Genomic DNA, 24817 nt, shown 5'->3' on the forward strand with positions numbered 1-24817 from the left:
GGGGCGCCCGATGCGTCTGCCTCTGCGAAGGCCGAACCATATGACCAGTCGGCGGTGGGCTGGCGCGAAGTGCCGATTGGTCGTTCAAAAGGTGGCCCGAGATCCCAGCCGGTCGGTCATCCCCCGGAATGAGGTCGGACTAGCTGTACCTGGTTGGGATCAACCCCCTCCGCCGCATGGACAACGATCACGTCCATCTCGTCCGGCAGTGCTTGAGCGATCATCGTGCGCGCTTGGCTCAAGGCGTTGCCGATGGTCTGCGCGGCGGCGATCGCGGTATAAAATTGAACCGCGAAGATGTGCGATGTCGAATCCCCGACGGTGTCGTTCGTCGCAATGACGATTGGCGCGACCTGCAGTATCCGGTCGACTCCGTCCATGGTGTGGCACGCGTTAAGGACGACCAGTGCAGGTGTCTGATCGGTCGCACCAAGTAGACTTGCGACCTTGTCATACCCGACGAGCTCGTCGCCGGGAGTGATCGGATCGGCCGTGTCGAAGAGCAGGCCTTCCCCCGCGTGGCCGGAGAAGTGGACAACGTGCGGTCGCAGTTCGTTCAGGCCGTCCACGAGATCCTGAACCGTGGCGGCGGGGCGATGCCTAAAATCGACAAGGTCGCGGTGCTCAGCGCCACGGAGAGCCCTCAAGACATTGTTGACCTCGGCGTCGACGCGCAACGCAGTCAAGTTCGGGGTGGCGGGACTGGCGGTAAGATACAGAACCCGCAGCTTCTCCGGCTGAGGCTCCCTGACGTGAACGTGGTGCACGGTGCCGCTAGCCAAGCGACCGATCTCCCTTGCGCGGTCTCTATCTGCTTGGTGGCGCTTCGCAGCGTCCCGGTCGCGCTTAGCCTGTTCGGTTTTCTCCTTTCGACGTCGGGCGTCGTCCGCGCGATCCCGCTTATCCTGATCTGCCTTCCCTTTATTACGTGCCGCGGTTGCAGCGCGCTCGTCGTTCGCCGTCTCGGAGCGCTCGGCCGTCCGCAGGCTCTGCTCCTTACTGGCCTGCCGCGTCATCAGGATGGACAACTTGTTCTGCAGGGCGCCGATGCGTTTCTCGGCGGCTGCGACCTTCTTGTCCTCCGCGTCAGCCTGTCGGACATGCATATCCCGTGTCGACGCTGACGACGCCTTCGCCGCCGACGCCCGCTTTTGGGACGCCGCGGTGCGTGCGGTTCGCGCCTTGTCCTCCTCGCCCCCTATGTCGGACCGGACCTTGCCCACATCCTTGGTGATCTGCGCAAGATCGCGCTTGTACTGGTCAGATTGCATCTGCTTACTCCACGGCCTCGTCTGCTTGTCGGAATTGCGGCTTTCAGGGTGCGGTGACGAGGCCCTGCCCGACGTCGACCTCTGCGTATTCCTCCCCGAACGCGTCTCGGCGCGCGTTCTGGATGAGGGCGGCACGGACGTTCAGAGGAGTTGGCGTTCTGCCGCCCTTGCCAATCGCCTCCCACCACAGTGCAGCAATTCCGGCGGTATGAGGGCACGCCATGCTGGTGCCGCTGAGCGAATGCAGGCCACCGCCCGTACGCGCGGAAAGGATATCAACGCCTGGCGCGCTGACCATAGCCATGCTGTTGGAGAAGCCAGCGACAGTGAGCCGGTCTTCTCCGCGGCCAACCGCCGCGACGGAAATCACGTCGTCCGCTGCAGCGGGAATGGACGCCGCGATACGCCAGTCCGGATGTTCGTCGCGGCGGCTTTCGTTGCCGGAGGCCGCGACGACTAAGGCGCCGCCACCAAGTCCCCCTCTGGCCTTCGTGAGGTTCATAACCGCGTCAAATGCACGCAGGTTCACCCGGTAGGCCTCGAGCGCGTTCGACGTCGCGAGTTCGACCGGCCAATTGTCGTCTAACCAGCTCGCGACCATCCCAGGGAAGTCGAAACCCAAAGACATCGAAATAACGTTTGCGCCGCGCGAGAGCGCCCAGTTGATCCCGTCGACGATCATCTCGGAATCGCCTCCCCCGCTATCGCCAAGGACCTTGCCGATGAGCGCGCGATTGACACCTCGCGCGATGCCGATCCGAACCCCATCCACATCGCGTCCGAAAATAGTGCCGGCGCAATGGGTGCCGTGTCCTTGGCGGTCGCCGTCGCCGTCGCCGCTGAAGTCGCGCTGCTCGATATCGATGCCTGCGAACGCCGGGTGCGAGGCATCAAGGCCGGTATCCAAGACTGCTACCGAGACATCACTGCCCGTGTACTTTGACGCGAGCGCGCCGGTGGCGTCCAAACCCCATGCGTCAGCCGCTGCTGCTGCGCCTGCCTCGAACGGCTTGATCAGCTTGATCGCCATGGCCGGGGCGATCGCCTCGACGTCCGGCTCCGCCGCGATCGATGCCGCATCACGTTGCGTGAGACGTTCGTAGACGATCGACCCGGGGGGCGTCGCCTTGAACTGGTCGACGCCCCGAGTCCTCTCGCCGCCCCGGGCAGGAGACTGTTTCCGAAGTATCACGTATTTACGCAAAATCATTCTCCCGAGTAGTCAGCGCTGCCGAAGGTCTGACACTTTGCGATAGTGGGGGGGCTGATTACAGCAAGTGCTGGTACCAACGACGAGCACCGCTTCAGCCTAACGTCCGCCCGCGATTAGAAGCTTCAGGTTCGGCCATGTCCAGTCGTACATCTTGTCGGTAGCTGACGCTGCAGTCGGCCGAATGTTGGCCTTATCCTTGTATCCACCTAATAGAAAATAGGGCTTACCCTCGGCCTGCGCGATCTTGAGCTCGGCGCTAACGCCGATGGCCGTGTTTGTATGCAATCCGCAAATAACCACAACAAGGTCTACCGACCTGATCCGTGAGGTTACCTTGGCCTTCCAGTCCCCGTCTATATGAGTTTTAACAGACCAGTCCGCCAACTCGAACGGGCTGTCGGGTAGTCTGGACTGTCCGACAATTGCTTCCTTGAGAAACGAGTCGTGATCGTAATCGAAACTGATGAATACGCGCTTGTTAGCCATTGATTGTATCACCTGTGATGCCGCCCGAGACGCTGATCGTCAAAGGTTTTGAAACGACTATCGAACTCGACGCGGCTGTAACCCGATCCGGGGCCCTGCATCTCCGTTCAGACTTTCCGTTGATCGTCGTCGTCCAGCTCAGATATGCTCCTTCACGACCAGACGCCGGTAGTGCTCTCCGAGCACCGTCAACTTGCAGCCCCTGCTTTCAATCGCTGCGTGGTACATGTGCGTCGCCCCGACTGGCACCACGAGGTTCACCCGGTTCAGCTTCTGTAGTATGGCGAACCGGCGCGTATTCTCCTCGACCGGGTCGACAACAACGCCGTCGATCGGTCGATCTGGTTCGAACGTCGGGTCGAGCGGGAATTCGTGATCTCCGCTTGGGAACAGGGTCGCTATCGCCTTGAGGTCATCAATCGAGATTGGCGGATGAACCTGGCGGAGGGAAACGAAGCTGTTGACGTTGGTCCGGAACAGGGGTCGCTGTCGATCCCAAGATCCAAGAGATTGGTCGATGTGTGCGTAGACGCTGCCGGGAGTGATCTCGCCGAGCAGGTTTCCTGCCGCACCGTTTAACGCGTCGACCAGCAAATTCGTGAAGACGCCCCCTTCATCGGTCTCATGAGCATACTGCTTGGCCGAGGAGGCCGTGAGAATCGTCAATCCCTGACTAAGCTCCGCAAACCGCGCGTCATTAGCCGCAGTGCCGGCAACGCCCGAGTAGCAGCTGTCGAGCAGCAGAATCTTGTTGGTAACGGTCGAGTCGTTGGCAAGTTTAAGAACTTCGCCCAACGGTAGACCGTCGTCGCCGTCCGTTGTGTCCGTGCCGCAAAGGTAGCCGCCCGTGGCTTCTGCATGACCGTGACCGGCAAAGTACAAAAGCGCGATCTCCTCGTCACCGGCGAACAGCTCGCGGATTTCCTCCTTGAGCATTTTGCGGGAAACAACGTCATTGGGACCCGTCCCGGTCAGTAGCTTGGTCTGGAAATTCTTCGTACCGTCAGCGTGTCGGTCGAGGACCTGCTTGACGGCGTGTGCGTCGTCGACGCAGCCGGATAGCTGCGCCAAGTCCGTATAGTAGTCGATCCCTACTATCAGCGCCTTCCGGCCCTTTCCCATTGTCAAAGACCGTCAATGAAATCGGCGATGGTCTTCCAGCTCCAGGCCTTCGCGACGACCCCCGAAACAGCGGTTGAATCGTTGGAATAGGCCCAAATACCCAAGACAGGCACCCCTTCCTCCTTCGCGCACGCAATCTCCCATTTCTGACCGGAAGAGGTGAGCGAGTTCTTGCTGATCAAGGCGATGACTCCGTCAGACCGCCGGATCCGCGTACGCACTTTCGTCTTCCATTCCTCGGCGTACGCCTCCTTCACCGACATATCGATGTACTCGAACGGAGAAGTCGTGTGCAGCGATTGCCCCTTGAGCAAGTTCCGTTGACCCTCGTCCTCGATCGCGAACGCGACGAAAATCACCTTCTTGTCAGCCATTTCAGTATCCCCCTTATTTACTGCGTCTAGCTTGCGAGATCGGGCCGGGCCCTTTCCGTCGCAAGAGACCATTACATCCGATTTGAAATCATCTTCCCTTTTCAGTGGTCTTCAAGAAGGTCGATCGTGATCGAGCCTGGCTCCCCTGCCGGGAAATGGCATCGGTATGCATATTGGTCCGCGACTTTTGCAGCCGCCCATGGAGTGGTCCGGTCCGTCGCATAATTGAAGTACAGATCCTTTGTACCGGAGGGACCGAAATGCAGGAATTGGGCGATCGACTGGGGATCAGGGTGCTGATGAATTTTACCATTCGTCGAGATTGCCATGCGGCGACAGTCGAGAAGTTCGATTAGGCGCTTCGAGGTGTTCTTGACGCTTCCGTGATGCGACGCCTTCAGCACGTCCACACGGTAGCGGCCCCCTTCGGCAGCGGCGAACGGCTCGAGCGATGCCGCCAGAAGATCCGGATGCGCGTCGCCGCCGAACAGGATCCGGCGGCCTGCCCATTCGGCAATGAACGCGATGCTTGAACCGTTCGGCAGTTCGACGTCGGTGGCGACCGGCCCGATCAAATCCTCAACGATCAATGGATCGGCGACGGGCGGCTGCTTTGCAGCCATGCGAACCCCGCCCCGTCGGCGTAGGTCTTCCTGGCCCCGCCACTTCGTCCATTTGCCCCCCAGCGCAGCTAGATGACGCTCGTCTGGGGACAGCATCGTCACCTGCAGGCCCGCAATGTCGATCGCTCCGGACACAGATTCGGTCCGCGCGACTCCATCGGAGAATGATCTGTTGACCGGCCAGCCGAGTTCGGAGAGCCGTAGGGAGTAGGCGTCGCCCTGTTTCATGCTACGGGTTCCAGCAGAGACCATTTCACGGCGACCGTTGTACCAGACCTGCTGCGGCACGACCGGTGGAGCCGCGTCCCGAAGGTATTCCAACGCCCCCTCGATGTGATCGGCATCGATGTGGGTGAGAACGTAGAGCTCGAGCGTCCCGCCGGCTTCTCGAATACCGGCAAGGCGATCGCGGAGATGGGTGTACGCCGACGCCCTGCCGCCATCCACTACCATGTGGCTCAGCCGGTCACTGTCACTCCAGGACAGAAGAAGACAGTCGCCGTCCCCCGCAGGTAGCATCTCAAGCCGAAAAGTGGGCAAATCGATCTCCTTCCCTGTACCTGTCGATGTCCGGACCGGGAGGCTAGCACCGATCGCGATCAGCAAGCATTCGCCCTGTAGCAAAGCACCCGACCCACTCGCCTTCTCGTCCGCGCAGGGATCAGGTCACGCTCGGTTCCTGGTGCCAAGTTGCTTCGAGCCACGCCTCCACCTGATCCGTCGCGTTGTCACTGAGTATCAGCCAACTCCGCCGCCTGTCCCGAACGTCGCGACGACGCGCGACGATGCCGGAGGCCAACAGACGTCTAACGTATCGAAGGCCGGTCGTACTCGGCACGCCTGCGGCGATGCAGGCGTCCATTATGCTGACCTCCTCCCCTGAAAGGCGCGCACAATAAAGGTCCAGCATCACGTCCCATGCCGGCTCACGAAACACGTCCGCCTTGAACGCGGTGCGTCGAAGCCCACGTTGATGAATGTAACGCCGTGCCAGATCCAGCGACCGTCGTCTGGCGACCGCATTGCCGTCCGCTCCAGCAGGCAGCGAATCTTGCTCGGAGCCGAAGTCGACCAAAGCATCTTCGCGGCTTCGCTCACTTCCGGTCGGCTCGTCCATTTTCAAGAATGCCACCCCAATCCAGCAGCACTCCGATAAGGAGAACGATCAGCTTCACTGGCGACCACACACTCTCCAACACGAAGTAGGCACGGGCATCGAATGACCCTAGAAACCAGACCGACCCGTGCGAAGCCACGGTCAGCAGGTGCAAACCCGCGAGCCAGATCGTCCAGTACCGGCGGCTGGCCATCGCAACCGCGATAAGGCCGGTCAGCAGGGCGAGATCGACCATGAACACCGGCAGGTGCGGACTTGCCCAGGACTGTTGTGCAGCACGCGCATAGTGCGTTCCGACAAGCGCCAAAACGTATAGCAATGCCACGCTCCGGCCGTCCCTGCCGCCCAGAAGGGCGGCTGCGCCGCAACTGACCGCGACCAGTATGAGGAACATCGTCCCGATCATGGTGCTCACGCGTCGCGTTCAGCGACCAAGGGGCCGCAATGACGGAGCGTCGATCAGAGGGCAGCTGCGGTCTCGACCGATTCCGACCGTCCAATCGGAACGACGAAGCTCTGTGGAAAGCCGTCCGCGCATCCTTCGAGCCGTTCCTCGACCCCCTTCGAGCGGGCAATGGCGTGCAACGCGCCAATCGATTCCGCCATCGCCTTGCGACTTGCCAGGATACCCTGAACGCTCTGGTCGAATGAAGCATAGAGCCGCTGGGTCGTGCCGACGCGGACCGGATGCGCTTTCGCAGCCTGAAGCGTGGTGACGAAAAGCTGTGTCTGAGCGAGAAGAGCATCGTCGATCGCGGTTAGCGCGGTGCGCGTGTCCGCGACGATCACGTCGGCGACGGTCTCGCAGGTGGGAATGCCTCGGATCTTCAAATGAGCCCCCTTGCGCCGGTCTCATCTGCCCATCAGCCACACGAGACCGCTGCCCAACAGGACCAGCGCCGTGAAGAATGAGAGAGCGAGAGCGGCGACTTTCAGTATCGAGATTGCGATCTCGACGCGATTGAACCGATGCAGGCCTCCTCCAATCGGAGGGACAGCAAGCAGCCACCGTGATGCGGCGACAACCCGACCACGCAGCAATCCAATCGGCCCGACAAGCCGTGACGATCTGGATACAGATGGCTGTACAGAATTCAGTTCGACACCGTTCTCGATCGACAGAAACGCCGCCGCCGCCTCGTCGCGGCCGCGCACGCCGAGTTGCTGCGCAGCGCGGGAAAGGTAGTTATCTACGGAAGACGGCGCGAGGCCCAGCCGGTCCGCGATGACCTTCGAGCTGGTCACTCCGGCGGCAACCAATCTCAGACATTCTATCTGACGCTCCGACAGCCCAGCGGCGATACCGTGATTCTCGAATTTTCTCATCTCGGCCGCCCTACGATGCACAAAGGCATCCGGATATACTCGAACATCGATGCAGCGATGACGGCATTGTGCGCGGCCCGCATCGACAAGAAATCACGGATGCCATTTTGGAAGCTTCTCGTCGGGACGGGGCCGACGACACACGGATATCATGTCCCTTGCGCAGATGCAGGCGCCGCGACATGCTTCTCTCCGAAGGAAGACCATGCTGACCATCCACGAAATCGAACAGGCCATCGCTGAGAAGGCGCACGGGAGCTGGGCCGCGGGGGAGACCGCCGTCTGGCATCGGTTGGGATCGGGCGGAGGCAGCGGCCTGTTCGGCCTTCGGATCACCGACAACCAGGGCGCGTTGAAAGCGGCGGCTGACGACTTCGACACATTGGCCGCGCCACCGCCCCCTGCCGCAGTCGACTGGCGGTGCCAAGACGGTGGACGATTGGCACCGGTACGCGATCAGGGCCTCGACTGTGGCGCTTGCGTTGCCTTTGCAACCGCGGCCGTGGTTGAGGCGCGACACTGGATTGACGCGGGCTCGTCTGTCGAGCTCTCCGAGGCCGAGCTGTTCCACTGCAATGGCGGCTCATGCGACGACGGCTGGGGCCTCGCGGCGGGGTTCGATTCGGCTACAAGGGGGATGGCGCTGCTTGCCGACGCTCCTTGGGTCGATGATCCTACCTGCACGAGCGCCAAGATGGTCGTCACGGTGTCCAGTTATACGGAACTGACGGACTTCGACGCACGGCGGCGGGCAGTCGCTCAAGGGCCGGTCGTAGCCGGGATGGAAGTTTACGAGGACTTGGCAAGCTACGTCGGCGGGATCTATCAGCAGGTCGCTGGCACCTACAGAGGCGACCACGCGGTCTGCATTGTGGGATACGACGACGCCGATCAATGCTGGATCGTTCGCAACAGCTGGGGCACGGGATGGGGCGAGGGGGGCTACTTTAGGATCGCGTACGGCCAATGCCGCATCGATGACCTGCCGTTCTACTCATGCGACACACGAGCGGTCTGAGCGCGCATGCAGCGCGTTCCTGAAGGTGGATCCATCGAAGTTGTTCCCGCGGAGACGTTCGTCATCGAGCGTCGCGGACGGGATAGCTCCGGCCTGCGCACCACCGTCGAAGTTCCCGACGGCGTCGAACATCTGACTACGGGTAAACCGACAAAGGAGGGTTTCGGCGGAAAACCGCGTATCGAGGAAACCTTCCGATGCTCGCGTCGAGGCGCCTTTGAGATTAGGTTCGTGAGCGGCCGGCCTTGGCAGAGCGCGACGCGAGTAATCACCACGAAGGCGACCTGCACCTAGATCTCGATCTCGGCCGCGATCTCAGTCGCGATCTCCGTGTAGATGTCCGCTTCGGGCGTTCGAATCCCCACCGTCAGAGAATAGCGTGCCTGCTGCTCGGCGCGTTCGACATCCCCGCCCCACCATCCCTTTCGAGGGAAGACCATGATCGAACTCACACGAGCCAGATCACCTGCAGGCATGGTCAGTCGGTCATGCTTCAGGCATCCCTTCCTTCCGTCACGAAGGGGGCCGCCACGCTCCATCGAACCAAAAGTCCAGCGCAGGGTCGGCGCGCTCGAGCGCGTAGCGCTCGCGTGCGAGCCGTTGATTCGCGCAACCGCCTCGTCGTCGCTTTCGTCCGGACGTTTTACGTCGAAGTCGAACCCGTGCGACGCATACAGGTCGTAATCGCCACGCAACGCAGCGCCTGGATTCGGCTCTACGAAGTAGGACAGCGTGATGCGCAGTTCCGCTTCGACGTCGTCCAACTCCTCAAGGACGGCCTGATGCCATGGAAGCTCGTGGCGACGCATGTACCCGAGTATCGTCCCTGTGCCGGCCACGTTGGATCGAAGCGGAAGTAGCGAACCCTGCGTGATGAAGGTGAGCGAGTCCTCGGCGTTCTGCATCGCCCGCGCGAGATTGGGGCGCCCGTAGCCGTAGCGTTCCAAAAGTGCGGCTTCGAAACTCTTCGTCGGGGTCACCGCGGCGCGCGCGCGCGCCAACATCGCGGGCGTATGCTCGCTGGAGTGAGCGATGAGGCCCCTGATCGTCTCCGGCCAGAGTGACGGGTATTCGCCCTGCAGCCGCGCGCACATGCCCGCGACGGAGGCGGTGGCTGCACTGGTCATGCCCGTCAGCGAAAGAGGCGCGGTGAGTTCGGAATTTGTCGTCAGCAGGCAAAGGTCGGCATAGTTCGACAGATCGTTGCTGACGATGTCGTACATCTGGTTGCCGCCCTCGAACACGACGTCGGGCTTCATCGGAGGTTTATGGCTTCTCTCCCAAGCGCAAGAGGTGCGAGACCACGGTGATAAGTCTCCAGACGGTGCCAGGGGAGCGTGCGTTCCAGGTACGGTCGCAAGATCGGTGCAAGCTGCAACGGTCAGCGAGTTCCACGACTGCGCTGGCGTCAGTAAACCTGTTGTCTCGTTCAGCGCTAGATAGTCGTCGAAAAGGAAGGGTGGTTCGACGTTGCCCGCAGCTACGCAGAAAAGCCTTTCCCAACCGACCTCGGCTGCGAGCTTATCCAATTCGCTCGACAACGCAGCGACCCCACCGTCCGCGCCTTCTCCCGGTGCGCTCATCGCCAAGCAGAACGTACGAACCCTCTCATCCTCGTCCTCAACGAGATTTACTGCAACCTTCAGGCGCTCGGCCGGTAGTCGTTCGTCGTCAATTCCGGCGGGCAGCTGCACCTTCACGGATTCGAGGCGTATCGTAAGGTTGGCGGTGCCGCCGGTTACAAGTCCGGGAAGGTCATCGAACAGTGCGAGACCGGCCATTTTCGTTCCGTGGCCGTGCCAATCCTCGCCATTTCCGTCGTTGACGCTCGCGACCGTGTCGAATGAGCCTGCGAGCAGTGGATGCGCCGACCGAACGCCGGTATCGAGCAGGCACACCGCCGGTGCGTCCTCTCCCGCCACCGTGATGCGACCCGCTGCCGCCTGGACGGCCGCAGCTTGGACTCCTTGCGGGATGTGGATCAGTTCGCTGACGAGGGAAGAGGCAGGCCTCAGTTGCGAAATGGCGCCGCTTCTCGCGAGCAACTCCAGCTCTTCGAGGGTCGCCTCTACGGACAGGACGCGCACCTGACCGAACCGTATCGATCGCCCTGAGCGCAAATCAAGATTAACAAGAACCTCGCGAAATCTTGCCTCGGCTGCACGCGGCACCCAAATTTCCCATCGGATCGGATCGCCGTCTTCCGGAAGAGGCTGGTCGGATGCCCAGAGATCGGCAACACCCGTGATCGCCAATTTAGAACGCGCCTCGAAAAAGTCGAAGTTTACAGGGCGGCGGGCACCGTCGTCGTAGCTGATGTACCGCTCCGCAGCGGCTTCGAAGCTTGCAAGAGTGTCAGAGTGAAGGGCAACGTTCAGACGGGCGCCCCGGCCGAACCCGACCGACGAAAGCACGTCGTTGCGCCGACCCGGTACCGAGCGGGCCACCCCCCACGCCGTACCCGCCTTTACCGTCATTGGTATGCGCGTCTGATCGACATCATCGAGACGTTGGGCCTGCGCGATGACCCCCCGCAACTCCTTCAATATCCGCTGCCTGTTTGCTTCCCGGTTTGGCACGTCCTGAGGATGGTTTGGCTTGCCGCCCTGCGATTTGACGGAAAACGCGTAGCGAACGCCGTTTGGCGGAATCACGATATGAGGACGTTCGACTGACATCGTCGAGGTCTAGGCCAACGCAGACTTCGCGCAAAGACGATACGTTTCCGTTTTGACTATTTCGCTCGGGTCGCGCCGCGGCGATCCTTGATCGCGTGGACGAGGATCGACGTGGTGAGCACTGCGTCGTTGTTCAGGACCGCGGCGCGTGCGGCATCCTCGGCCGACCTGATCATCTCGGCCTGACTCATGCCATTTGCGGCCTGCTCGACGGGTAGCCAGTCGATGCTTCTTAAGTCGAACGGCATCAACGCCTTCAGAAACACCTCGTGAATCCGTTCGATGGGAAGCAGTCCATACTCGATTGCGCCATCGAAGCGGCGGAACATCGCCGGGTCCAGCAGTTCCGGATGATTGGTCGCGGCGATGATGAGCGCGTCGCCATCATCCTCGTCGAGCATCTGCAGGATCGAGTTCAACGTCCGGCGAGCCTCACCGACGTCGTTCCCCATAAGTCGCTTGGTCGCAAGCGCATCCACTTCGTCAAAGAAGTAGACGCCACGCGTCGTCCGCATTGCCTCAAAGACCAACCTGATCTTGGACGATGTCTCGCCCATGTATTTCGTTATCACCCCGTCCAGCAGGATCGTGAACAACGGCAGTCCGAGTTCACCGGCTATCGCCGAAGCGGTCAGTGTCTTTCCGGTTCCCGGAGGACCCGTCAGCAGGAACTTTCTGCGCGGCTTGAGACCGTGTTGCGCAAGCTTGGCACGATGACGCTGCTCCTCAACGATCCGCAGAAGACGTTGCAGAACATCGTCTTCCAAGACCATGTTCTCAAGCCGGGTGAGCGGATAATGCGCGGACACCAGGCCCGCTAGTTCGCCTTTCGGCCGGACAACCGGTATTGGCCCGCCACGAAGCTCGACAACCTTTTCGGACCGTTCTCGCGCGTCGTGGATCATTAAACGGATCTGATCCGCTAGCGTACGATGCCCTCGCTGCGCGGCATCCGCAGCCAGCTGAAGCGCGACCGTCTGGAAGCGTGAGTCGTCACGCTCCGAAAAGGACCGCACCAGTGCCAACAACTGTGCCTGTGTAGCCAATAGCCTTCCTTCAATTGTCGCGCCTTAGAACCCTCATCGAGAGTGTCAAAGACTCCTTGCTTTGTAAGGTCGTGATAGCATACCAGTGACGACATATCCATGTCATATATGACATAATAGTGTTTGTTTCGATCTTGAGTGATATATTGAGAGAACATGGTTCGGACTGGGAGAAGCGGGCTTCGCGGCTTGTCCGTGCGCGTCTTGCTCTAGCCGGCGTAAATCAGCAGCAGCTTGCCGAGCGTTTGTCGAAGGGGGGGCAGCCGGTGACCGCCCAGAGCATCAGAAGCAAGATTGCGCGGGGTACGTTCAGCGCAGCCTTTCTGCTCGAGGTGCTCGCTGCACTGGGCTCAAAAAGCATCGATGTCCCAGACTGAACTCGCAAAGTTAGTCACGCGACGTCGGCGCCCGAATGCCGTCCAACGGCGGACGATCATCAACCGCCCCCGCGTATTGGCCGAACAATCGCAACTGCCGGACGATGCCATCGAACCCTGCGGTGCTGTCTTGAACGCGCCCTAATTCGCGATGCGTGCCGTCCGCGCTCCAGAACATGCCCCGCGGCCATCGTCGCGGACAGCCCGCCATCAGACCTGCCCGGCGCGGACGGCCGTCAGTGGTCGGTATCGTCCGACGCTACCGCGCCCATGGTCATCGCCAAGAGCGATGCACCGCGCTGTTCGTGATCGAGCTTCAGAAGTCGAACCCAGTGGGCAATGTGCTTGCCGGCTGCCTCAACGCCTTTGCGCTGCAACTGCGGGGTCGTCAGGTTCGTGTCGTTCTGGATGACGGAGGCTATCGACAACGCGAAGAAGTCGATGATGTCGTCGGCGATCAGCGCTCCGTCCGCTGAGTTCGCCGCCAGGTACTGCATGACGATCGGCATGATCTCCTGAAACAGGTCGATCTTGGCCTGGTCGTCCACCTTCATGATGTTCATCCGTACGGTTTGCCCGAATCACTCGAGCTCGCATAGGCTGCCGTCATGGAAAATGACGCATCTGAGTTCGATCTTCTCGGCCAGCTCCGGGCCCTGATTGAGCAACGTAACGAAGCGGCGGAGGCGTTCGACGTCTTCAAACAAGACGCCGTCATGGCGCCGGCGGCTGGTTCGGACATCGGCGAAGCGTCGTCCGACGAAGCGGCGAGCATGGCCGCCGAGGAAGTGGATACGTTCACGTCGCAGACCGAAGGCCTGATGGAGAGCGCGACCGACGACGAGCTTGTCGCCGCGTATCGGCAGACCGAGGGTGAGGTAGGAGACCTTGCTGCCGAGACGCTCCTCGACGAGATGCGACGTCGGAACCTCGATGAGTGAGGCGAGGGCGCGACAAGCCCGTGCCCGGAAGGGGATCGAGGTTGCGTTCGCCTGCTTGCTCTTCGTCGCCGGTGCCGTATCGACGGTAGCGACGAAGTAGGAATGTTCTGATGTGTAACCGCGCAAGGTTCGACGGCGAACCCGAAACCATCACCGAGCGCTTCGGTGCGAAGTGGCTGACCGACAAGCCGATGGACAACCGTTTCGATCCGAAGGAGTTGCGACCCTTCGGCCGGGCATATGTCGTGCGGAACGAAGGCGATCGGCCCGGTCTCGACGTGATGGAATGGGACGTCCTGGCGGGGCAGGCCAAGCAGGCTGGCCGCAAGGTCGCACAGACCAACGTACGCACCCTTCACCTACCCCAATGGCGTTCGCTCGTGAGCGATCCTGCCAACCGGTGCCTGATCCCGCTGACGGAATTCTGCGAGTGGGCGCGAGAGCCCACCGACCTCGGCGACGGCAAGAAGCCGATCAAAGGCGAGATGTGGTTCGCGGTTTCCGATCAGCCCGTATTCGCCATCGCGGGGTTCTGGCGACAGGTCGGCGACCAGCGCTATTTCGCGATGGTCACGTGCGATGCGAACGAACTGGTGGCGCCGATACATCCGAAGGCGATGATAACAATTCTGCGGCCGACCGATCACGAACGCTGGCTCACCGGCGGCTATGACGACGTGCTGGCCTTGCAGCGGCCATATCCGGCCGATCAGATGACTGTGCGTGGCCCGGTGTTCCCGACGCGTGGAGGATCAACCGTTGTCTGAACAGACGGTCATGTCCGATCGGGAGGTCTGGGAAAAAGCGTCGACGATCGCGGCGGAGTTCGGAGACGATGATCCCGAGCATTTCGCGGCCAGGCTCTTCGACATCCTTCGAGACACCGCCAACCCGCAGGACTGGCGCCGGGTCGCCGCTGCGGTGGACCTCATCGCCGCCGCGTCCAAACAGTAGCGCGGTCCCTGACCAATGGTCTGGCTCCGTACCGTCGTCCGTGCGTTTGAACGGCGAAGGAGTCTGTCATGGCGAACAGAGAGAAGATCACGGACGGCGCGAATGAACGGGCTATCGACGAGCCGATAGCGGGCACGGCGCCGGGCATTCCTGATGAAGCGTTGCTGCCCGGCGAGGAGTTGGCGGAAGAGCCGAGTGACGAGGAGGTCGCGCGCATCGCGGCGAAGCTCGGCGCGCCAGTGCCCGACCAGTGACAGGTCAGGTCTGCGACAGTCCAGGCTTCTCCGGATCGATCCGCGGGGCTTCGTCGGCGGATTCGTAGCGCAGGGTCCACCGCGGATATCCACCCGGTGCGATCTCCGTATCCGGCAGCCCGACCGGATCATCACCGGTCTCCACCCAGCCCGCACCGTGGCACCGATCGCAAGCGGTGCGCTTGCAACGGAAGCTGACGAGATCGATCTCGGTGTTCCACTGACCTCTGCCCTGACAGACCGGGCACATGGCATCCAGACTACCCTTGCGAGGCTGGAGAGGAACGATGTCGAACGCATGCGGACTGTCGGGGCCGTCGCAATAGACGATGTTGCTGGCGTGGGGCATGCGTCCTACTCGCGGCGCTGCGGGCCAAATGCAATACGGTCTCACCGCCTTCAGGCTCGGACCGTTGGCACCTGCGCTATGTCGGTCGTCCACGCCGGCGACCGCATCTCGGACCGCATCTTCCACTCGCGCCTGAACCCCTGCGATGCCGTCACCGCCGTCCACGTACCGAACCTTGCGTTGATCGCGTCGAGTGCGCCCATCAGTCGGTCCCGCTTGGCCGTATCCTCCTCGAACAGGGTGCGCGGCCGTTCGTCCTCGGGCAACAGATCGTCGAGCATGATACCGGCCTTCGTATAGGCGTAGCCATCGCGCCACGCCTTCTCCGCACCGCGCCTGGCCGCTGCGATCAGTTCGAGGCTGTCGTTCGTCATCGGATGAAGGGTCACCATCCTCGATGCGCCGTACTGCGGACGATCTGGCTTGTGCTTGTTGGTGTGGAAGAACGCGGTCAGCCGGGCAGCAACCAACCCGTGCGATCGCAGCTTCTCTCCTGCCCGCAGCGCATACTGCGACAACGCGCCCATCATCCTCTCGAAGTCGCAGATCGGCGTGCCGAACGACCGGGTGACGGCCATGCCCTTGCGGCGCGGCTCGACAGACTCGACCGCGTTTGACGGGACGCCGCGTAACTCCGCGACCAGCCGTTCGAGCACGACAGTGCCGACGGCGCGAGCCTGCTTCATCGGCATGTCCCGCAGCGCACCCGCGGTGTGGATCCCCAGGTCGGTCAGCTTGCGTGCGGTCGCACCGCCTACGCCCCAAACGTCGCCAACCGCGAACCCATGCATCACTTCACGACGCACGTCGTCGTCACGCAGATCGGCCACGCCGTCGAACCGCTGGTCCTTCTTTGCCGCGGCGTTTGCCAGCTTCGCCAGCGTCTTCGTCTCCGCGATGCCGACGCACGTGGGTATCGTCGTCCATAGTTGGACCTGGGCACGCATCGCGTTCGCATGCGCCACAAGATCGCGTCCTTCGAAGCCGGCGAGATCGAGGAATGTCTCGTCGATCGAGTATATCTCTAAGTCGCGGGCGAAGGACTCGCATGCGGCGATCACCCGGCGCTGCATGTCACCGTAGAGCGCATAGTTTGACGACCGGACCTGGATCCCGTGTTGCCGAACCTTGTCGCGCAAGTGGTGGATCGGATCGCCCATCTTGATGCCGAGCGCCTTCGCCTCTGCCGATCGGGCGATCGCGCACCCGTCGTTGTTCGACAGCACGATGACCGGCACGCCGACCAGGCTGGCGTCGAAGGCGCGCTCGCACGAGACGTAGTAGTTGTTGCAGTCGATCAGAGCGATCGGCGTGCTCATGCAATCTTGCGCGCGACGCCGACGACCGTGCCCCAGATCTCGACATGCTCGTCGACCAGGATGTCCGCGAACCCTTCGGCCTCAGGCACGAGCCAATGGCGGCCGTCGACATAGCGCAACCGCTTCAGCGTCCGGTCGCCATGCACCAGTGCCACAACGATCGAACCGGCCTTCGGCTTCCTGGCACGGTTCACGACAATCATATCACCATCGTTGATCCCCGCGCCGGACATGGATCGGCCATCGACGCGCATGATGTAGCTGGCGGCCGGATGCTCGACGAGCCACGCGCCCAAGTCGATCGGTTCCTGCATGTCGTCTTGGGCCGGCGACGGAAACCCGGCCTGCGTATGGACGAGGAAGAACGGCACCTCGCAGGGCACCAGTTCGAACGGGACGTCGTGAAGCCGCAGGAATTCTTCGAAACGGTTCAGCGCGATAACGACCGGGCGGTCTCGGTTTGTCGAGGACACGACCTAGAGGATCGCGGCGAAGAGAAGCTGCTCGTGCCGAGCGGCAAGGACCGATCGGGCATCCTGGGCCGCACCGACGGCCTGCCGGTATTCCACCGTGCCAAACCGCTCGGCCTCGTCGAAGCTGAATGGAACAGGATCCGCCGACGCATAGACGTTGTCGTATATGGCGCGGGCAGCCGCACGTAGCCGCAAATCGTGCTGCATTTCGTTGCTCCATCAGTTCCAGGTCGCCGCGAGCGGCATGCCCATAGCTAGGCGTGATGCGACTTGATTCGCAAGAACATTGCAAGAACATCAATCTGATGCGATTGACGGGGCCGACGATTCGAGGGACGCCAGATGACCGAGCACGACGACGACAACCAAGAGCCAAAGCCCGTATTCTGCCAGTGGCTCATGACGCAGAAAGACCGTAGCGACCTCGTCGGCCAGCTTGCGATTGGAGCGGTGGCGGATCGCCGCTTCCCCCGCAACGGCGATCCGGAAGCCGTGCGCAAGCACCTCAGTGCCATGCAGGCCGAGGGCGACATGTTCGCGGCAGTGGACGATGCCGAGTCGGACTGGTTGTCCGCGTGATGCAGGACGCATGGGAACAGGCGTTCGCGCTGATGGCGGATCATGGCCAGATGGGCGCATGCGAGATCGTTGCGTCGGGCATGCAGAAGTCGCCCCCGGAGAAGCCCGAGCAGTACCGGCAATGGGAGTTGCTAGCCGATTGTCTGAACGCCGTGGCGGATGCCAGCCGAACGAAGCACTGATGCGGCTGTTGGGGCGATGATCGCCATCGTACCAGCGACGGCCTTCTCATGCATCGTGACGCGCGTTCATGACGGCGACGGTCCTCTATGGTGCTCGAGCGGGATCAAGGTTCGGATCGCCGGTGTCCAGGCGCCGGACTTCGAGAGCGCGTCACCGTGTCGAGCGGAAGACCCGCGGCGGGTCAACTATCGCTGCGACAACGCCGCTGCGAAGCGCAGCCACCAGATAGTCGAGCGGCTGGTACTGCGGAAGACGCTGCGATGTGAGGCGATCGGCAGAAGCTACAGCCGAATCGTCGCCCGGTGCACGCTGCCCGACGGTCGGTCGCTGTCGTGCGCGACGATCGCGGCCGGCGCGGCGGTCCGATGGGAACGGTATTGGCGGCAGTATCGGATGAACGACTGTCGGTGAGAAGCCTGCGCTACCTGCGGTTCGACCCGGCCCACATGTCCGATATCTCGTCATCGAGCAGCTCGCCGCAGTCGCAGAGCTCTCTCGCCATCCACTCTATCGCCGACATGTTGCGGGCGACCAACTCCTCGGCTTCGAGCCAGGCCCGTATAAAGGCGGCGCGTTCGTCCCCCGGATGAAGCCAACAAAGTCGCCGCCGCACACGGCCGAGATCGCTGTCATCGCTGACATTCTCGTCGGCAATGCACCGCTCGGCCATCTCCGAAGCTGCAAGCCAAAGAAACGCGCGCGAGCGCCGCCGCCATCGCAGTTCGGCCAGGGGACCGCTCAGATAGAACAGGATATCGTTCCACGCGAACGTCCGCCATCGCGACTCGTCTGCAGGCGAAGTCCCCGCCGCTTCCATGCGCGACGGTTGCCACTCGGCCATCGTGTCCACGAAGCCCAGCACATCTCCATGGCCATCGCCGACGGACACGGAATATATCGGCGGACCGTGTGGTGTCAGCATCCTGGCAGCAACATGACCTGCCTCGTGCATCGCCACGGCTAGCCTCGTCGGGAGCTTTGCCAAAGTCGTCTCCATTCAGGGACGACCCAGCGGCGCTCCCTGTCTCAATCCATTCTAGGATCGACGGGTAACTTCAGGAAGCAGATGGTCGAACTGAAAGGTCGAAGATGGCCTACCGATCTCCAATCGACTCCGCAGCGCATTGTATCGCATCCGTCCGCTGCGGGCAGCGGACCAAACACCGGCGGACTTTCGATTTCAATCGAGCCAACCGCGCCAAGATGAGGAACCGTCGATCTCGTTCCTGGGAGTGGCGTTGCTCGAGGAGCCCTGCGGCAGCGCGTGCGGGGCGACCGGTAGCCCGAACTTGCCAATCTGACGTTCGCCGGAGCGATTCACGACCGCCTTGAACGCATCGTGGGACGTGCGTCAGCAAACCGAGAAGCCGTCTCAACTGCGGTTTGCTCATCGCTCCGGTCTCCTGGAGATCCTCGAGGCGGGCATCCGCGAACCACCATTTCCCAAGCGTGGTGATCCTACGCGCAACCATCGAAACGCTTTCGGGGGGGCGCTCGCCCCATTCAGCATTGAAGGAACTCTGACGTATCAGATTTGAGGAGGGAAAAACTGAACGCTATCGACGGTCGTCGCGACGGCTTCATGCGCGTGGCGCTGAGTCGGATCCGTGCCGGGTTCATGATTTGCTCATCGTTGAGCTTCAGAGTGATGGACATGCCAGTGCGCAACACCCCGTTCGATCAAGACGAGCTCTATAACCCGCGCAAGGCCGCGCAACTCATCGCCTACTTCGCGCTACGCGAAGGCGGGCGAGCCATCGAGGTACTGAAGGCGGTAAAGCTCGCATACCTTGCTGACCGCGAAAGCCTGCGTCGCTGGGGTACTCCGATCCTGCACGAGCCTCGCGCGTCTCTGCCCCTTGGCCCGGTCAATCGGACGACCTTGGACTACATCGACGGCAAGCATGTCGATCCAAGCGGATGGAACTCGACCCTTCTTCCACGCGAGAAGAAGGTCATTCGCCTTCAACCGACCTTCGTCGCCGAAGACATAGACGAGTTCAGCGACGGGGAAGTCGACTTGCTCAACGACGTCTGGCGCAAGTTCGGCAGCTACAAGTCCTTCCCGCTCGCAATTTGGACCCACAAGGCGAGCAACGTCCCCGAATGGAAGGACCCAAACGGCAGCAGCAAGCCGATCGAGCTCATCGACATACTGCGCGCCGTAGGTTTCCCTAACCCAGACGCGGCTATCGAGCGGATCGAAGAGCAACGCGTCATCGAGCGAACCTTCCGGAATCTCGAATGCCAGGGGTGAACTTCTTCAGGGCCGGAACCCTGCTGATCCCGTCCGGGCCGCCTGCCGATCCCGACAGGATGCACCTGCACGTCATATGCACGAACCCGGATGCGGCAATGCAGCAGATCGTCGTTTCTATCTCCACCTACGAACCAGGTGACGACCCGACCTGCATCCTGCTGCGCGGGTGCCATAAATCACTCACGAAGCCGCAGTCTTTCGTCGTATACCAGTACACCAGGATCCGTCTGCATGAGCAGCTGCTCGAAGGCGTACGCAAGGCGATGTTCGTCCCCAAGCTCGACATGAACGGGCAGGATTTCCTGAGAATCTGTCGAGGCATCGAGAAATCTCCGCGGACTCCGCAAACGATGAAGAACGCGTACCGAAGGATGGCGGCCGCCGAGAACCAGGCTCGTGTCGAGGCGCGGTCAAGAGATGCGTCAAAGGATCGGCCAGATCCGACCGAGGAATTTCTCGCCACGGAGTGACCTCAAGCTCCGGACTGGGTCATGAAAAAATGGGCCGGCGAGCTTGCCGCACCGTGAATCGGCAGGCCGCATCGGAGATAGCCTGCTCCGCGCCACGACGGCGCTCGCCCCGACAGGAACGCCGCCGGTCTGGCAGGATACCACGTCCAGGACAGAGATTACCCCGCCCACATCGACCCGTGCGCGTACGTAGCTGCGATCGCCCCGATGAACGGCTTCACGCAAGCTGCTTATCACTACGATGTAGGATTGCCTCAAGTCCGGGGATCCACTTGGATCAAGCGGGCGTCACAGGGTGATCAACCGGTAGTAACCCAGCGGTCGAGCGTCAGACGAAGTCGATTGACCGAGACACGCTAGACGACGTCGAAGTCGGTCTTTCTACGCGCCCCGTTCACAGCGACAAGGCGTGCATCGATGCGGTCGCCCGGGGTCAGTCCAGCTGCCGCGATGCGGGTGAGTACCGGCAGATCGCGCAACTGGATGCGGGCATGCCGCGTATCAGCGTCCACGACGATCGCAGGAAACGTCCTACCCACCTGGCCCGCGAGCATCACGGTCTCGGCGAGATCGAGTACCGCTCGATCGATCTGACCCTGCCGCGCGCCGGCGCGCGCCATGACGGGCGGCAGCTTCCCGAACGCCGCGGCGATGGGAGCGGGGACTTCACGGCCGTTTGCGATGGCGAGCGCCGCCATGACGACGTGGCGGTCGGCGAGTCGTCGCAACGGCGCCGTGGCGTGGGCGTAGGTCGCGCCCATCGCCGCGTGCCAAGGCTTCGCGTCGGATCGATAGGGCTCGTAGCTCGCCCCGGACCCGGCACGCCGGATCGCAAGCATCATCGCAGCGCCACCAGGCGTCGCAGGGTTCAAAGTCTGTTCGAAGGTCTGAAGCGACATCTCGTCTGGCCAGACGATGCTCATAGCGGCAGCCGTAGCGCGCAGACGCGTCACCGTTCCCGTGTCAGGTTCGGGCATGACCCTGAACAACCCGGTATGATGCGCGAGCATCGCGTCCGCGACGGCGAGGTTGGTGGCGAGCGATAGCGCGGCGTTGTGATCCTCGGAAACAAGACGTGGCCGGAAGGACAGCGCAAATCCTCCGCCAGGCACCGCTTCCACCTGTTGCTCTGGCGGGTCGACGCGAGAGGCGCCGCGGCGGCGCTCCGCCTCGGCGATGCGTTTCGCCAGCTCGTCCATCTGCGGTGGCAGATCGGAGGCGCGGACGTCGTCGTAGGCCAGCTTGGCCCGACTGCGGATGATCGCGCGTTCCGCCCCGTCGAGTTTCACCCCGCCGTCGGGTGCGACGCGAACGATGAACACGACCGCAGGTCGCGGACCGTCCGGCAGCAGGCTCGCCGCATGTTCGCCCAGGATCGGGGGATATAAGCCAGCCTTCCCATCGGGCAGGTACAGCGTCTCTCCGCGCCGCCACGCCTCGGCATCGATCGCGTCGCCCGGTTCGACGAACCAGGCCACATCGGCGATGGCATAGCGCAGCAGTAGATCCTCGCCGCTCGCCTCGATGCAGAACGCCTGATCGAGATCGGTCGAAGTCGCCGGATCCAGCGTAACGAAGGGGAGATCGAGCCTGTCGATGTGGTCCGTAGGAATCCGTTGGGCCGCCATTTCCGCGGCAGCCAGCACGTCCGCCGGGAAGCCTTCTGGAACCTGGAATTCGGTGCGGATCGCGGCAAGTCCGGCGTCAAGCGCGTGATCGGGATCGACAAGTGCTTTCATCGGACTCGTCTATACGCGAGGTCCACGTCCAGAATACAGCGACCAATGACGGCCTCGGGCTTCGAATCATGCAGCACGCATGCAATGTCAGCGCCGCGAACCGCGGAAGAAGACCTGCGAGGTTGGCGACGCAAAAACCAGGCGGCCGCTTCCCAGCAGCTCGTCCCGTTCCAGCTGCGCTTCATCGCGATCGCGATAGCGGCGCTAGCTGACGTGGGCATCGATAACGGCTTGCTGGGTGCTTGCCAGAGTCGGCGGGCACTCGGCCCGCCGACGCTAAGTCATTGAAAACTGGTGCTGCCGGTGAGGATTGAACTCACGACCTCAGCCTTACCAAGGATGCGCTCTACCACTGAGCTACGGCAGCACTCGTCGGCATCGCTGCCGGCGGAGTGGGGCTAAGAGACGAGGGCGGCGCGGTTGTCAAGCTGTCGTGCCGCATTGTAGGGCGGATTTATGGATGACCGGGATAAAAAGGCCGCCGAGAAGGCGGAGCGGATGGCCGCGGCACTGCGCGAGAATCTGCGTCGGCGGAAGGCACAGGCGCGGGCCGTAAGCGCCGCGCCCGCGCCCGGGGACGCGCTGCCTAAGTAAGCGGGGCGCATTTGGCGGCGAGCCACGCGCGATCGTCCGCGTCGGTCATTTCGGGGGTCAGCACCGCCAGCACCTTTGCGTGATAGTCGTCGACCCATACGCGTTCTTCGTGCGTCAGCAGCGCGGGCTCGATCAGCGTGCGTTCGATCGGGCAGAAGGTGAGCGTCTCGAAGCCCAGCATCGCGCGGTCGGCACCGGGAATGTCGCGTGGTTCGATCAGGATCAGATTCTCGATGCGAATGCCGTATTCGCCGGCCTTGTAGTAGCCGGGCTCGTTCGACAGCAGCATGCCGGCGCGCAACGGCTCCATGGCCGCGCCGCCGGGATAGTTGGGGGCGGCGATGCGCTGCGGGCCTTCATGGACGGCGAGATAGGCGCCGATGCCGTGGCCGGTGCCGTGGCCGAAATCGAGGCCGGCTTCCCAGAGCGGGCGACGGGCGAACGCATCGATCTGGCCGCCCATCGTGCCGTCGGGGAAGACTGCGGTGGCGATGCCGATATGGCCCTTGAGGACTCGGGTGAAGCGGTCGCGCATTTCCTCGGTCGGGTCGCCGATCGGCATGACGCGCGTCACGTCGGTGGTGCCGTCGGCGTACTGGCCGCCTGAATCGATCAGATAGAGCTGGCCGGGTTCGATCGGCGCGCTCGATTCCTCGGTGACGTGGTAGTGCGGGATCGCGCCGTGGGGGCCGGTTGCGGAGATGGTGTCGAACGAGGTGTCCTTGAGGAGGCCAGTCTCTTCGCGGAACGCCAGTAGCTTGGCGGCGGCGGAAAGTTCGGTCTGGCCGCCCTTGACGCATTCGGTCTCGACCCAGCGCAGGAAGCGGGCGAGCGCGGCACCGTCGCGTGCGGAGGCGGCGCGGTGACCGTCGATCTCGACCGGGTTCTTGATCGCCTTGGCCAGCACGACGGGATCGCGCAGCGGCAGGATCTTGGCGCCGCCCGCCTTCAGCGCCTGCGTGATCGCGGCGACGGCGCGTTCGGGGTCGGCGGCGACGCGCTTGCCCGCATACATGCCGAGCGTGGTGGCGAAGGCGGTGCGGTCGTGCAGGCGGACGGCGTTGCCGAGATGCTGGCGGACCGCGTCGTCGAGCTTGTCGGGGGCGACGAACAGGTCGGTGGTGCCGTCCGCACTCACGATCGCATAGGACAGTGCGACGGGGGTGTGGTCGACGTCGCCGCCGCGGACGTTGAGCGCCCAGGCGATCGAATCGAGCGCGGTGAGGACGACCGCGTCGGCTTTGTGCTCGGCCAGCCAGTCGGCGATCGCCGCGCGCTTCTCGGCGGAGGAGGCACCGGTGAACTGGTCGGGCTGGACGGTCAGCTTGGCGGGCGAGGGGAGTGGGCGGTCGGTCCAGATCGCGTCGACGGGGTTGGCCTCGACTGGGACGAGCGTCGCGCCGCGATCGGCGAGCGCGGCGGTGGCGTCGGCGACCCAGCCGCCGGTGTGGAGCCACGGGTCGTAGCCGATCCTGCCGCCTTCGGGGGCGTATTGCCCGAGCCAGGCGGCGGGGCTGGTCTGGGGCACGTCGGCATACTCCCACAGCGCGCCGTCGACCTGCTCGCGGACCTGGATCGTGTAGCGGCCATCGGTGAAGATCGCCGCGCGATCGGCGAGCACGACTGCGGTACCGGCGGACCCGCCGAAGCCGGTGAGCCAGCCGAGCCGCTGCGCATAGCCGCCGACATATTCGCTCATGTGCTCGTCGGTCAGCGGGACCACGAACCCCTTGAGGTTATCGGTGGTGAGCTGGGCGCGGAGGGCGGCGAGGCGGTCGGTCGGGATCGGCATGGGACGGGATCTCTGGTCTGAAATGGTGCTTGGTCGCGGGGTGAGGCGATAGCAGAGGGGCAGGTTTCGGGCGATAGCATGCCGCTGCGGTGACTTTGGGGCGTGGCGGCAGAGGGGCCGGTGTATTCCTGCTGAGTTTGTCGAAGCGCGAGTGTTAACCGGCGCCTTCTTAAATCTGCGTCGAACGGAGGATCTCCGCCGCGCGAAGCGTCTGCGTTAGGATGGGTGGCGGCTGGTCCGCTTTTGAGCGGGCAGATAG

At 62.7% G+C, this 24817-nt stretch carries 31 protein-coding genes and 1 tRNA gene; 11 read left to right on the forward strand and 21 right to left on the reverse strand.

What is annotated here, in order from left to right; translation table 11 throughout:
• Positions 1-116: 116 nt before the first annotated feature.
• From EQZ23_RS07020 to EQZ23_RS07065, 10 genes are all read right to left on the reverse strand, one after another.
• Positions 117-1271 carry a CHAT domain-containing protein gene (locus tag EQZ23_RS07020; protein ID WP_128453767.1) on the reverse strand — a complete coding sequence of 385 codons (1155 nt, stop codon included), beginning with the start codon at positions 1269-1271 and terminating at the stop codon, positions 117-119.
• A 43-nt stretch (positions 1272-1314) separates the two neighbouring features.
• Positions 1315-2481 (reverse strand): S8 family serine peptidase, encoded by a 1167-nt coding sequence (locus tag EQZ23_RS07025; RefSeq protein WP_164913404.1) that lies wholly within the window; start codon positions 2479-2481, stop codon positions 1315-1317.
• A 99-nt stretch (positions 2482-2580) separates the two neighbouring features.
• Positions 2581-2970 carry a TIR domain-containing protein gene (locus tag EQZ23_RS07030; protein WP_128453768.1) on the reverse strand — a complete coding sequence of 130 codons (390 nt, stop codon included), beginning with the start codon at positions 2968-2970 and terminating at the stop codon, positions 2581-2583.
• A 138-nt stretch (positions 2971-3108) separates the two neighbouring features.
• Positions 3109-4092, reverse strand: a complete 984-nt coding sequence (locus tag EQZ23_RS07035; protein ID WP_128453769.1) for a caspase family protein — start codon at positions 4090-4092, stop codon at positions 3109-3111.
• A gap of 2 nt (positions 4093-4094) precedes the next feature.
• Positions 4095-4466 carry a TIR domain-containing protein gene (locus tag EQZ23_RS07040; protein ID WP_128453770.1) on the reverse strand — a complete coding sequence of 124 codons (372 nt, stop codon included), beginning with the start codon at positions 4464-4466 and terminating at the stop codon, positions 4095-4097.
• Between the two features lie 101 nt (positions 4467-4567).
• Complete coding sequence (locus tag EQZ23_RS07045) at positions 4568-5695, reverse strand: MBL fold metallo-hydrolase (RefSeq protein ID WP_128453771.1); 1128 nt, start codon at positions 5693-5695, stop codon at positions 4568-4570.
• 55 nt (positions 5696-5750) lie between these two features.
• Complete coding sequence (locus EQZ23_RS07050; protein ID WP_128453772.1) at positions 5751-6206, reverse strand: hypothetical protein; 456 nt, start codon at positions 6204-6206, stop codon at positions 5751-5753.
• A complete protein-coding gene (locus EQZ23_RS07055) occupies positions 6184-6621 on the reverse strand; it encodes a hypothetical protein (RefSeq protein ID WP_128453773.1) in 438 nt (145 codons plus the stop codon). Before EQZ23_RS07055 ends, EQZ23_RS07050 begins: the two co-directional genes overlap by 23 nt.
• 44 nt (positions 6622-6665) lie before the next feature.
• On the reverse strand, positions 6666-7037 hold the full coding sequence (locus EQZ23_RS07060; protein ID WP_128453774.1) for a hypothetical protein: 372 nt from the start codon (positions 7035-7037) through the stop codon (positions 6666-6668).
• 21 nt (positions 7038-7058) lie between these two features.
• Positions 7059-7532 (reverse strand): helix-turn-helix transcriptional regulator, encoded by a 474-nt coding sequence (locus EQZ23_RS07065; protein ID WP_128453775.1) that lies wholly within the window; start codon positions 7530-7532, stop codon positions 7059-7061.
• A 205-nt stretch (positions 7533-7737) separates the two neighbouring features.
• Here EQZ23_RS07065 and EQZ23_RS07070 point away from each other — a divergent pair, with 205 nt between their 5' ends.
• The gene (locus EQZ23_RS07070; protein WP_164913405.1) at positions 7738-8550 is read left to right on the forward strand and encodes a C1 family peptidase; all 813 of its coding nucleotides are present in this window, start codon (positions 7738-7740) and stop codon (positions 8548-8550) included.
• A gap of 290 nt (positions 8551-8840) precedes the next feature.
• Here the strand turns inward: EQZ23_RS07070 and EQZ23_RS07075 are convergent, their stop codons facing one another.
• Together EQZ23_RS07075 and EQZ23_RS07080 are read right to left on the reverse strand one after the other, a co-directional pair.
• On the reverse strand, positions 8841-11228 hold the full coding sequence (locus EQZ23_RS07075; protein ID WP_128453777.1) for a S8 family peptidase: 2388 nt from the start codon (positions 11226-11228) through the stop codon (positions 8841-8843).
• A gap of 56 nt (positions 11229-11284) precedes the next feature.
• Entirely contained in the window at positions 11285-12274 is a 990-nt protein-coding gene (locus EQZ23_RS07080; RefSeq protein ID WP_128453778.1) for an ATP-binding protein, read from the reverse strand.
• A gap of 119 nt (positions 12275-12393) precedes the next feature.
• Between EQZ23_RS07080 and EQZ23_RS07085 the strand changes: the two genes are divergently transcribed.
• Positions 12394-12651, forward strand: coding sequence for a DUF6471 domain-containing protein (locus EQZ23_RS07085; protein ID WP_128453779.1), 258 nt, complete (start codon positions 12394-12396; stop codon positions 12649-12651).
• Positions 12652-12887: 236 nt separating this feature from the next.
• On the opposite strand, the gene EQZ23_RS07090 is transcribed toward EQZ23_RS07085, so the two are convergent.
• On the reverse strand, positions 12888-13214 hold the full coding sequence (locus tag EQZ23_RS07090) for a hypothetical protein (RefSeq protein ID WP_128453780.1): 327 nt from the start codon (positions 13212-13214) through the stop codon (positions 12888-12890).
• 45 nt (positions 13215-13259) lie between these two features.
• On the opposite strand from EQZ23_RS07090, the gene EQZ23_RS07095 reads away from it, so the two are divergent.
• The 4 genes from EQZ23_RS07095 (at position 13260) to EQZ23_RS07110 (ending at position 14800) form a co-directional block, all read left to right on the forward strand.
• Positions 13260-13592 carry a hypothetical protein gene (locus EQZ23_RS07095; RefSeq protein WP_128453781.1) on the forward strand — a complete coding sequence of 111 codons (333 nt, stop codon included), beginning with the start codon at positions 13260-13262 and terminating at the stop codon, positions 13590-13592.
• A gap of 110 nt (positions 13593-13702) precedes the next feature.
• On the forward strand, positions 13703-14359 hold the full coding sequence (locus tag EQZ23_RS07100; protein WP_128453782.1) for an SOS response-associated peptidase family protein: 657 nt from the start codon (positions 13703-13705) through the stop codon (positions 14357-14359).
• The gene (locus EQZ23_RS07105; RefSeq protein WP_128453783.1) at positions 14352-14546 is read left to right on the forward strand and encodes a hypothetical protein; all 195 of its coding nucleotides are present in this window, start codon (positions 14352-14354) and stop codon (positions 14544-14546) included. The genes EQZ23_RS07100 and EQZ23_RS07105 overlap by 8 nt, the downstream gene beginning before the upstream one ends.
• Positions 14547-14614: 68 nt before the next feature.
• The gene (locus EQZ23_RS07110; protein WP_128453784.1) at positions 14615-14800 is read left to right on the forward strand and encodes a hypothetical protein; all 186 of its coding nucleotides are present in this window, start codon (positions 14615-14617) and stop codon (positions 14798-14800) included.
• A gap of 4 nt (positions 14801-14804) precedes the next feature.
• Here the strand turns inward: EQZ23_RS07110 and EQZ23_RS07115 are convergent, their stop codons facing one another.
• Genes EQZ23_RS07115 through EQZ23_RS07130 form a run of 4 tightly spaced genes read right to left on the reverse strand, consistent with a single transcriptional unit; the run spans position 14805 to position 17148 of the window.
• Complete coding sequence (locus tag EQZ23_RS07115) at positions 14805-15149, reverse strand: hypothetical protein (protein WP_128453785.1); 345 nt, start codon at positions 15147-15149, stop codon at positions 14805-14807.
• A 50-nt stretch (positions 15150-15199) separates the two neighbouring features.
• Positions 15200-16468 carry a Y-family DNA polymerase gene (locus EQZ23_RS07120; RefSeq protein ID WP_128453786.1) on the reverse strand — a complete coding sequence of 423 codons (1269 nt, stop codon included), beginning with the start codon at positions 16466-16468 and terminating at the stop codon, positions 15200-15202.
• On the reverse strand, positions 16465-16941 hold the full coding sequence (gene umuD / locus EQZ23_RS07125; protein WP_206364202.1) for a translesion error-prone DNA polymerase V autoproteolytic subunit: 477 nt from the start codon (positions 16939-16941) through the stop codon (positions 16465-16467). Before umuD ends, EQZ23_RS07120 begins: the two co-directional genes overlap by 4 nt.
• A 3-nt stretch (positions 16942-16944) precedes the next feature.
• Positions 16945-17148, reverse strand: a complete 204-nt coding sequence (locus EQZ23_RS07130) for a hypothetical protein (protein ID WP_128453787.1) — start codon at positions 17146-17148, stop codon at positions 16945-16947.
• Positions 17149-17283: 135 nt separating this feature from the next.
• On the opposite strand from EQZ23_RS07130, the gene EQZ23_RS07135 reads away from it, so the two are divergent.
• From EQZ23_RS07135 to EQZ23_RS07145, 3 genes are read left to right on the forward strand one after another with little or no spacing between them, the layout of a single operon-like run.
• Positions 17284-17520, forward strand: a complete 237-nt coding sequence (locus tag EQZ23_RS07135) for a YozE family protein (protein ID WP_128453788.1) — start codon at positions 17284-17286, stop codon at positions 17518-17520.
• Positions 17520-17702, forward strand: coding sequence for a hypothetical protein (locus tag EQZ23_RS07140; protein WP_128453789.1), 183 nt, complete (start codon positions 17520-17522; stop codon positions 17700-17702). The genes EQZ23_RS07135 and EQZ23_RS07140 overlap by 1 nt, the downstream gene beginning before the upstream one ends.
• A 16-nt stretch (positions 17703-17718) precedes the next feature.
• Positions 17719-18114: a hypothetical protein gene (locus EQZ23_RS07145; protein WP_128453790.1), complete on the forward strand. Its 396-nt coding sequence runs from the start codon at positions 17719-17721 to the stop codon at positions 18112-18114.
• 10 nt (positions 18115-18124) lie between these two features.
• On the opposite strand, the gene EQZ23_RS07150 is transcribed toward EQZ23_RS07145, so the two are convergent.
• Positions 18125-18592, reverse strand: coding sequence for a hypothetical protein (locus EQZ23_RS07150; RefSeq protein ID WP_128453791.1), 468 nt, complete (start codon positions 18590-18592; stop codon positions 18125-18127).
• 693 nt (positions 18593-19285) lie between these two features.
• Between EQZ23_RS07150 and EQZ23_RS07155 the strand changes: the two genes are divergently transcribed.
• Both EQZ23_RS07155 and EQZ23_RS07160 read left to right on the forward strand, forming a co-directional pair.
• Complete coding sequence (locus EQZ23_RS07155) at positions 19286-19960, forward strand: Panacea domain-containing protein (RefSeq protein ID WP_128453792.1); 675 nt, start codon at positions 19286-19288, stop codon at positions 19958-19960.
• Positions 19957-20433 carry a hypothetical protein gene (locus EQZ23_RS07160; RefSeq protein WP_164913406.1) on the forward strand — a complete coding sequence of 159 codons (477 nt, stop codon included), beginning with the start codon at positions 19957-19959 and terminating at the stop codon, positions 20431-20433. The genes EQZ23_RS07155 and EQZ23_RS07160 overlap by 4 nt, the downstream gene beginning before the upstream one ends.
• 356 nt (positions 20434-20789) lie before the next feature.
• Here EQZ23_RS07160 and EQZ23_RS07165 read toward each other — a convergent pair whose 3' ends face one another.
• From EQZ23_RS07165 to EQZ23_RS07175, 3 genes are all read right to left on the reverse strand, one after another.
• Positions 20790-22172: an RNB domain-containing ribonuclease gene (locus EQZ23_RS07165; protein ID WP_128453794.1), complete on the reverse strand. Its 1383-nt coding sequence runs from the start codon at positions 22170-22172 to the stop codon at positions 20790-20792.
• 292 nt (positions 22173-22464) lie between these two features.
• A tRNA-Thr gene (locus tag EQZ23_RS07170) sits at positions 22465-22539 on the reverse strand.
• A gap of 219 nt (positions 22540-22758) precedes the next feature.
• Positions 22759-24558 (reverse strand): aminopeptidase P family protein, encoded by a 1800-nt coding sequence (locus tag EQZ23_RS07175; protein WP_128453795.1) that lies wholly within the window; start codon positions 24556-24558, stop codon positions 22759-22761.
• Between the last annotated feature and the right edge of the window lie 259 nt (positions 24559-24817).

Source organism: Sphingomonas sp. UV9, from assembly GCF_004101245.1.
Taxonomy (GTDB): Bacteria; Pseudomonadota; Alphaproteobacteria; order Sphingomonadales; family Sphingomonadaceae; genus Sphingomonas.

Bases quoted from the DNA above. Each gene is read 5' to 3' on its own strand.
- EQZ23_RS07020 (WP_128453767.1), bottom strand. From the start codon at position 1,271: ATGCAATCTGACCAGTACAAGCGCGATCTTGCGCAGATCACCAAGGAT.
- EQZ23_RS07025 (WP_164913404.1), bottom strand. From the start codon at position 2,481: ATGATTTTGCGTAAATACGTGATACTTCGGAAACAGTCTCCTGCCCGG.
- EQZ23_RS07030 (WP_128453768.1), bottom strand. From the start codon at position 2,970: ATGGCTAACAAGCGCGTATTCATCAGTTTCGATTACGATCACGACTCG.
- EQZ23_RS07035 (WP_128453769.1), bottom strand. From the start codon at position 4,092: ATGGGAAAGGGCCGGAAGGCGCTGATAGTAGGGATCGACTACTATACG.
- EQZ23_RS07040 (WP_128453770.1), bottom strand. From the start codon at position 4,466: ATGGCTGACAAGAAGGTGATTTTCGTCGCGTTCGCGATCGAGGACGAG.
- EQZ23_RS07050 (WP_128453772.1), bottom strand. From the start codon at position 6,206: ATGGACGAGCCGACCGGAAGTGAGCGAAGCCGCGAAGATGCTTTGGTC.
- EQZ23_RS07065 (WP_128453775.1), bottom strand. From the start codon at position 7,532: ATGAGAAAATTCGAGAATCACGGTATCGCCGCTGGGCTGTCGGAGCGT.
- EQZ23_RS07070 (WP_164913405.1), top strand. From the start codon at position 7,738: ATGCTGACCATCCACGAAATCGAACAGGCCATCGCTGAGAAGGCGCAC.
- EQZ23_RS07075 (WP_128453777.1), bottom strand. From the start codon at position 11,228: ATGTCAGTCGAACGTCCTCATATCGTGATTCCGCCAAACGGCGTTCGC.
- EQZ23_RS07090 (WP_128453780.1), bottom strand. From the start codon at position 13,214: ATGAACATCATGAAGGTGGACGACCAGGCCAAGATCGACCTGTTTCAG.
- EQZ23_RS07095 (WP_128453781.1), top strand. From the start codon at position 13,260: ATGGAAAATGACGCATCTGAGTTCGATCTTCTCGGCCAGCTCCGGGCC.
- EQZ23_RS07100 (WP_128453782.1), top strand. From the start codon at position 13,703: ATGTGTAACCGCGCAAGGTTCGACGGCGAACCCGAAACCATCACCGAG.
- EQZ23_RS07110 (WP_128453784.1), top strand. From the start codon at position 14,615: ATGGCGAACAGAGAGAAGATCACGGACGGCGCGAATGAACGGGCTATC.
- EQZ23_RS07115 (WP_128453785.1), bottom strand. From the start codon at position 15,149: ATGCCCCACGCCAGCAACATCGTCTATTGCGACGGCCCCGACAGTCCG.
- EQZ23_RS07120 (WP_128453786.1), bottom strand. From the start codon at position 16,468: ATGAGCACGCCGATCGCTCTGATCGACTGCAACAACTACTACGTCTCG.
- EQZ23_RS07130 (WP_128453787.1), bottom strand. From the start codon at position 17,148: ATGCAGCACGATTTGCGGCTACGTGCGGCTGCCCGCGCCATATACGAC.
- EQZ23_RS07135 (WP_128453788.1), top strand. From the start codon at position 17,284: ATGACCGAGCACGACGACGACAACCAAGAGCCAAAGCCCGTATTCTGC.
- EQZ23_RS07140 (WP_128453789.1), top strand. From the start codon at position 17,520: ATGCAGGACGCATGGGAACAGGCGTTCGCGCTGATGGCGGATCATGGC.
- EQZ23_RS07145 (WP_128453790.1), top strand. From the start codon at position 17,719: ATGATCGCCATCGTACCAGCGACGGCCTTCTCATGCATCGTGACGCGC.
- EQZ23_RS07155 (WP_128453792.1), top strand. From the start codon at position 19,286: ATGCGCGTGGCGCTGAGTCGGATCCGTGCCGGGTTCATGATTTGCTCA.
- EQZ23_RS07165 (WP_128453794.1), bottom strand. From the start codon at position 22,172: ATGAAAGCACTTGTCGATCCCGATCACGCGCTTGACGCCGGACTTGCC.
- EQZ23_RS07175 (WP_128453795.1), bottom strand. From the start codon at position 24,558: ATGCCGATCCCGACCGACCGCCTCGCCGCCCTCCGCGCCCAGCTCACC.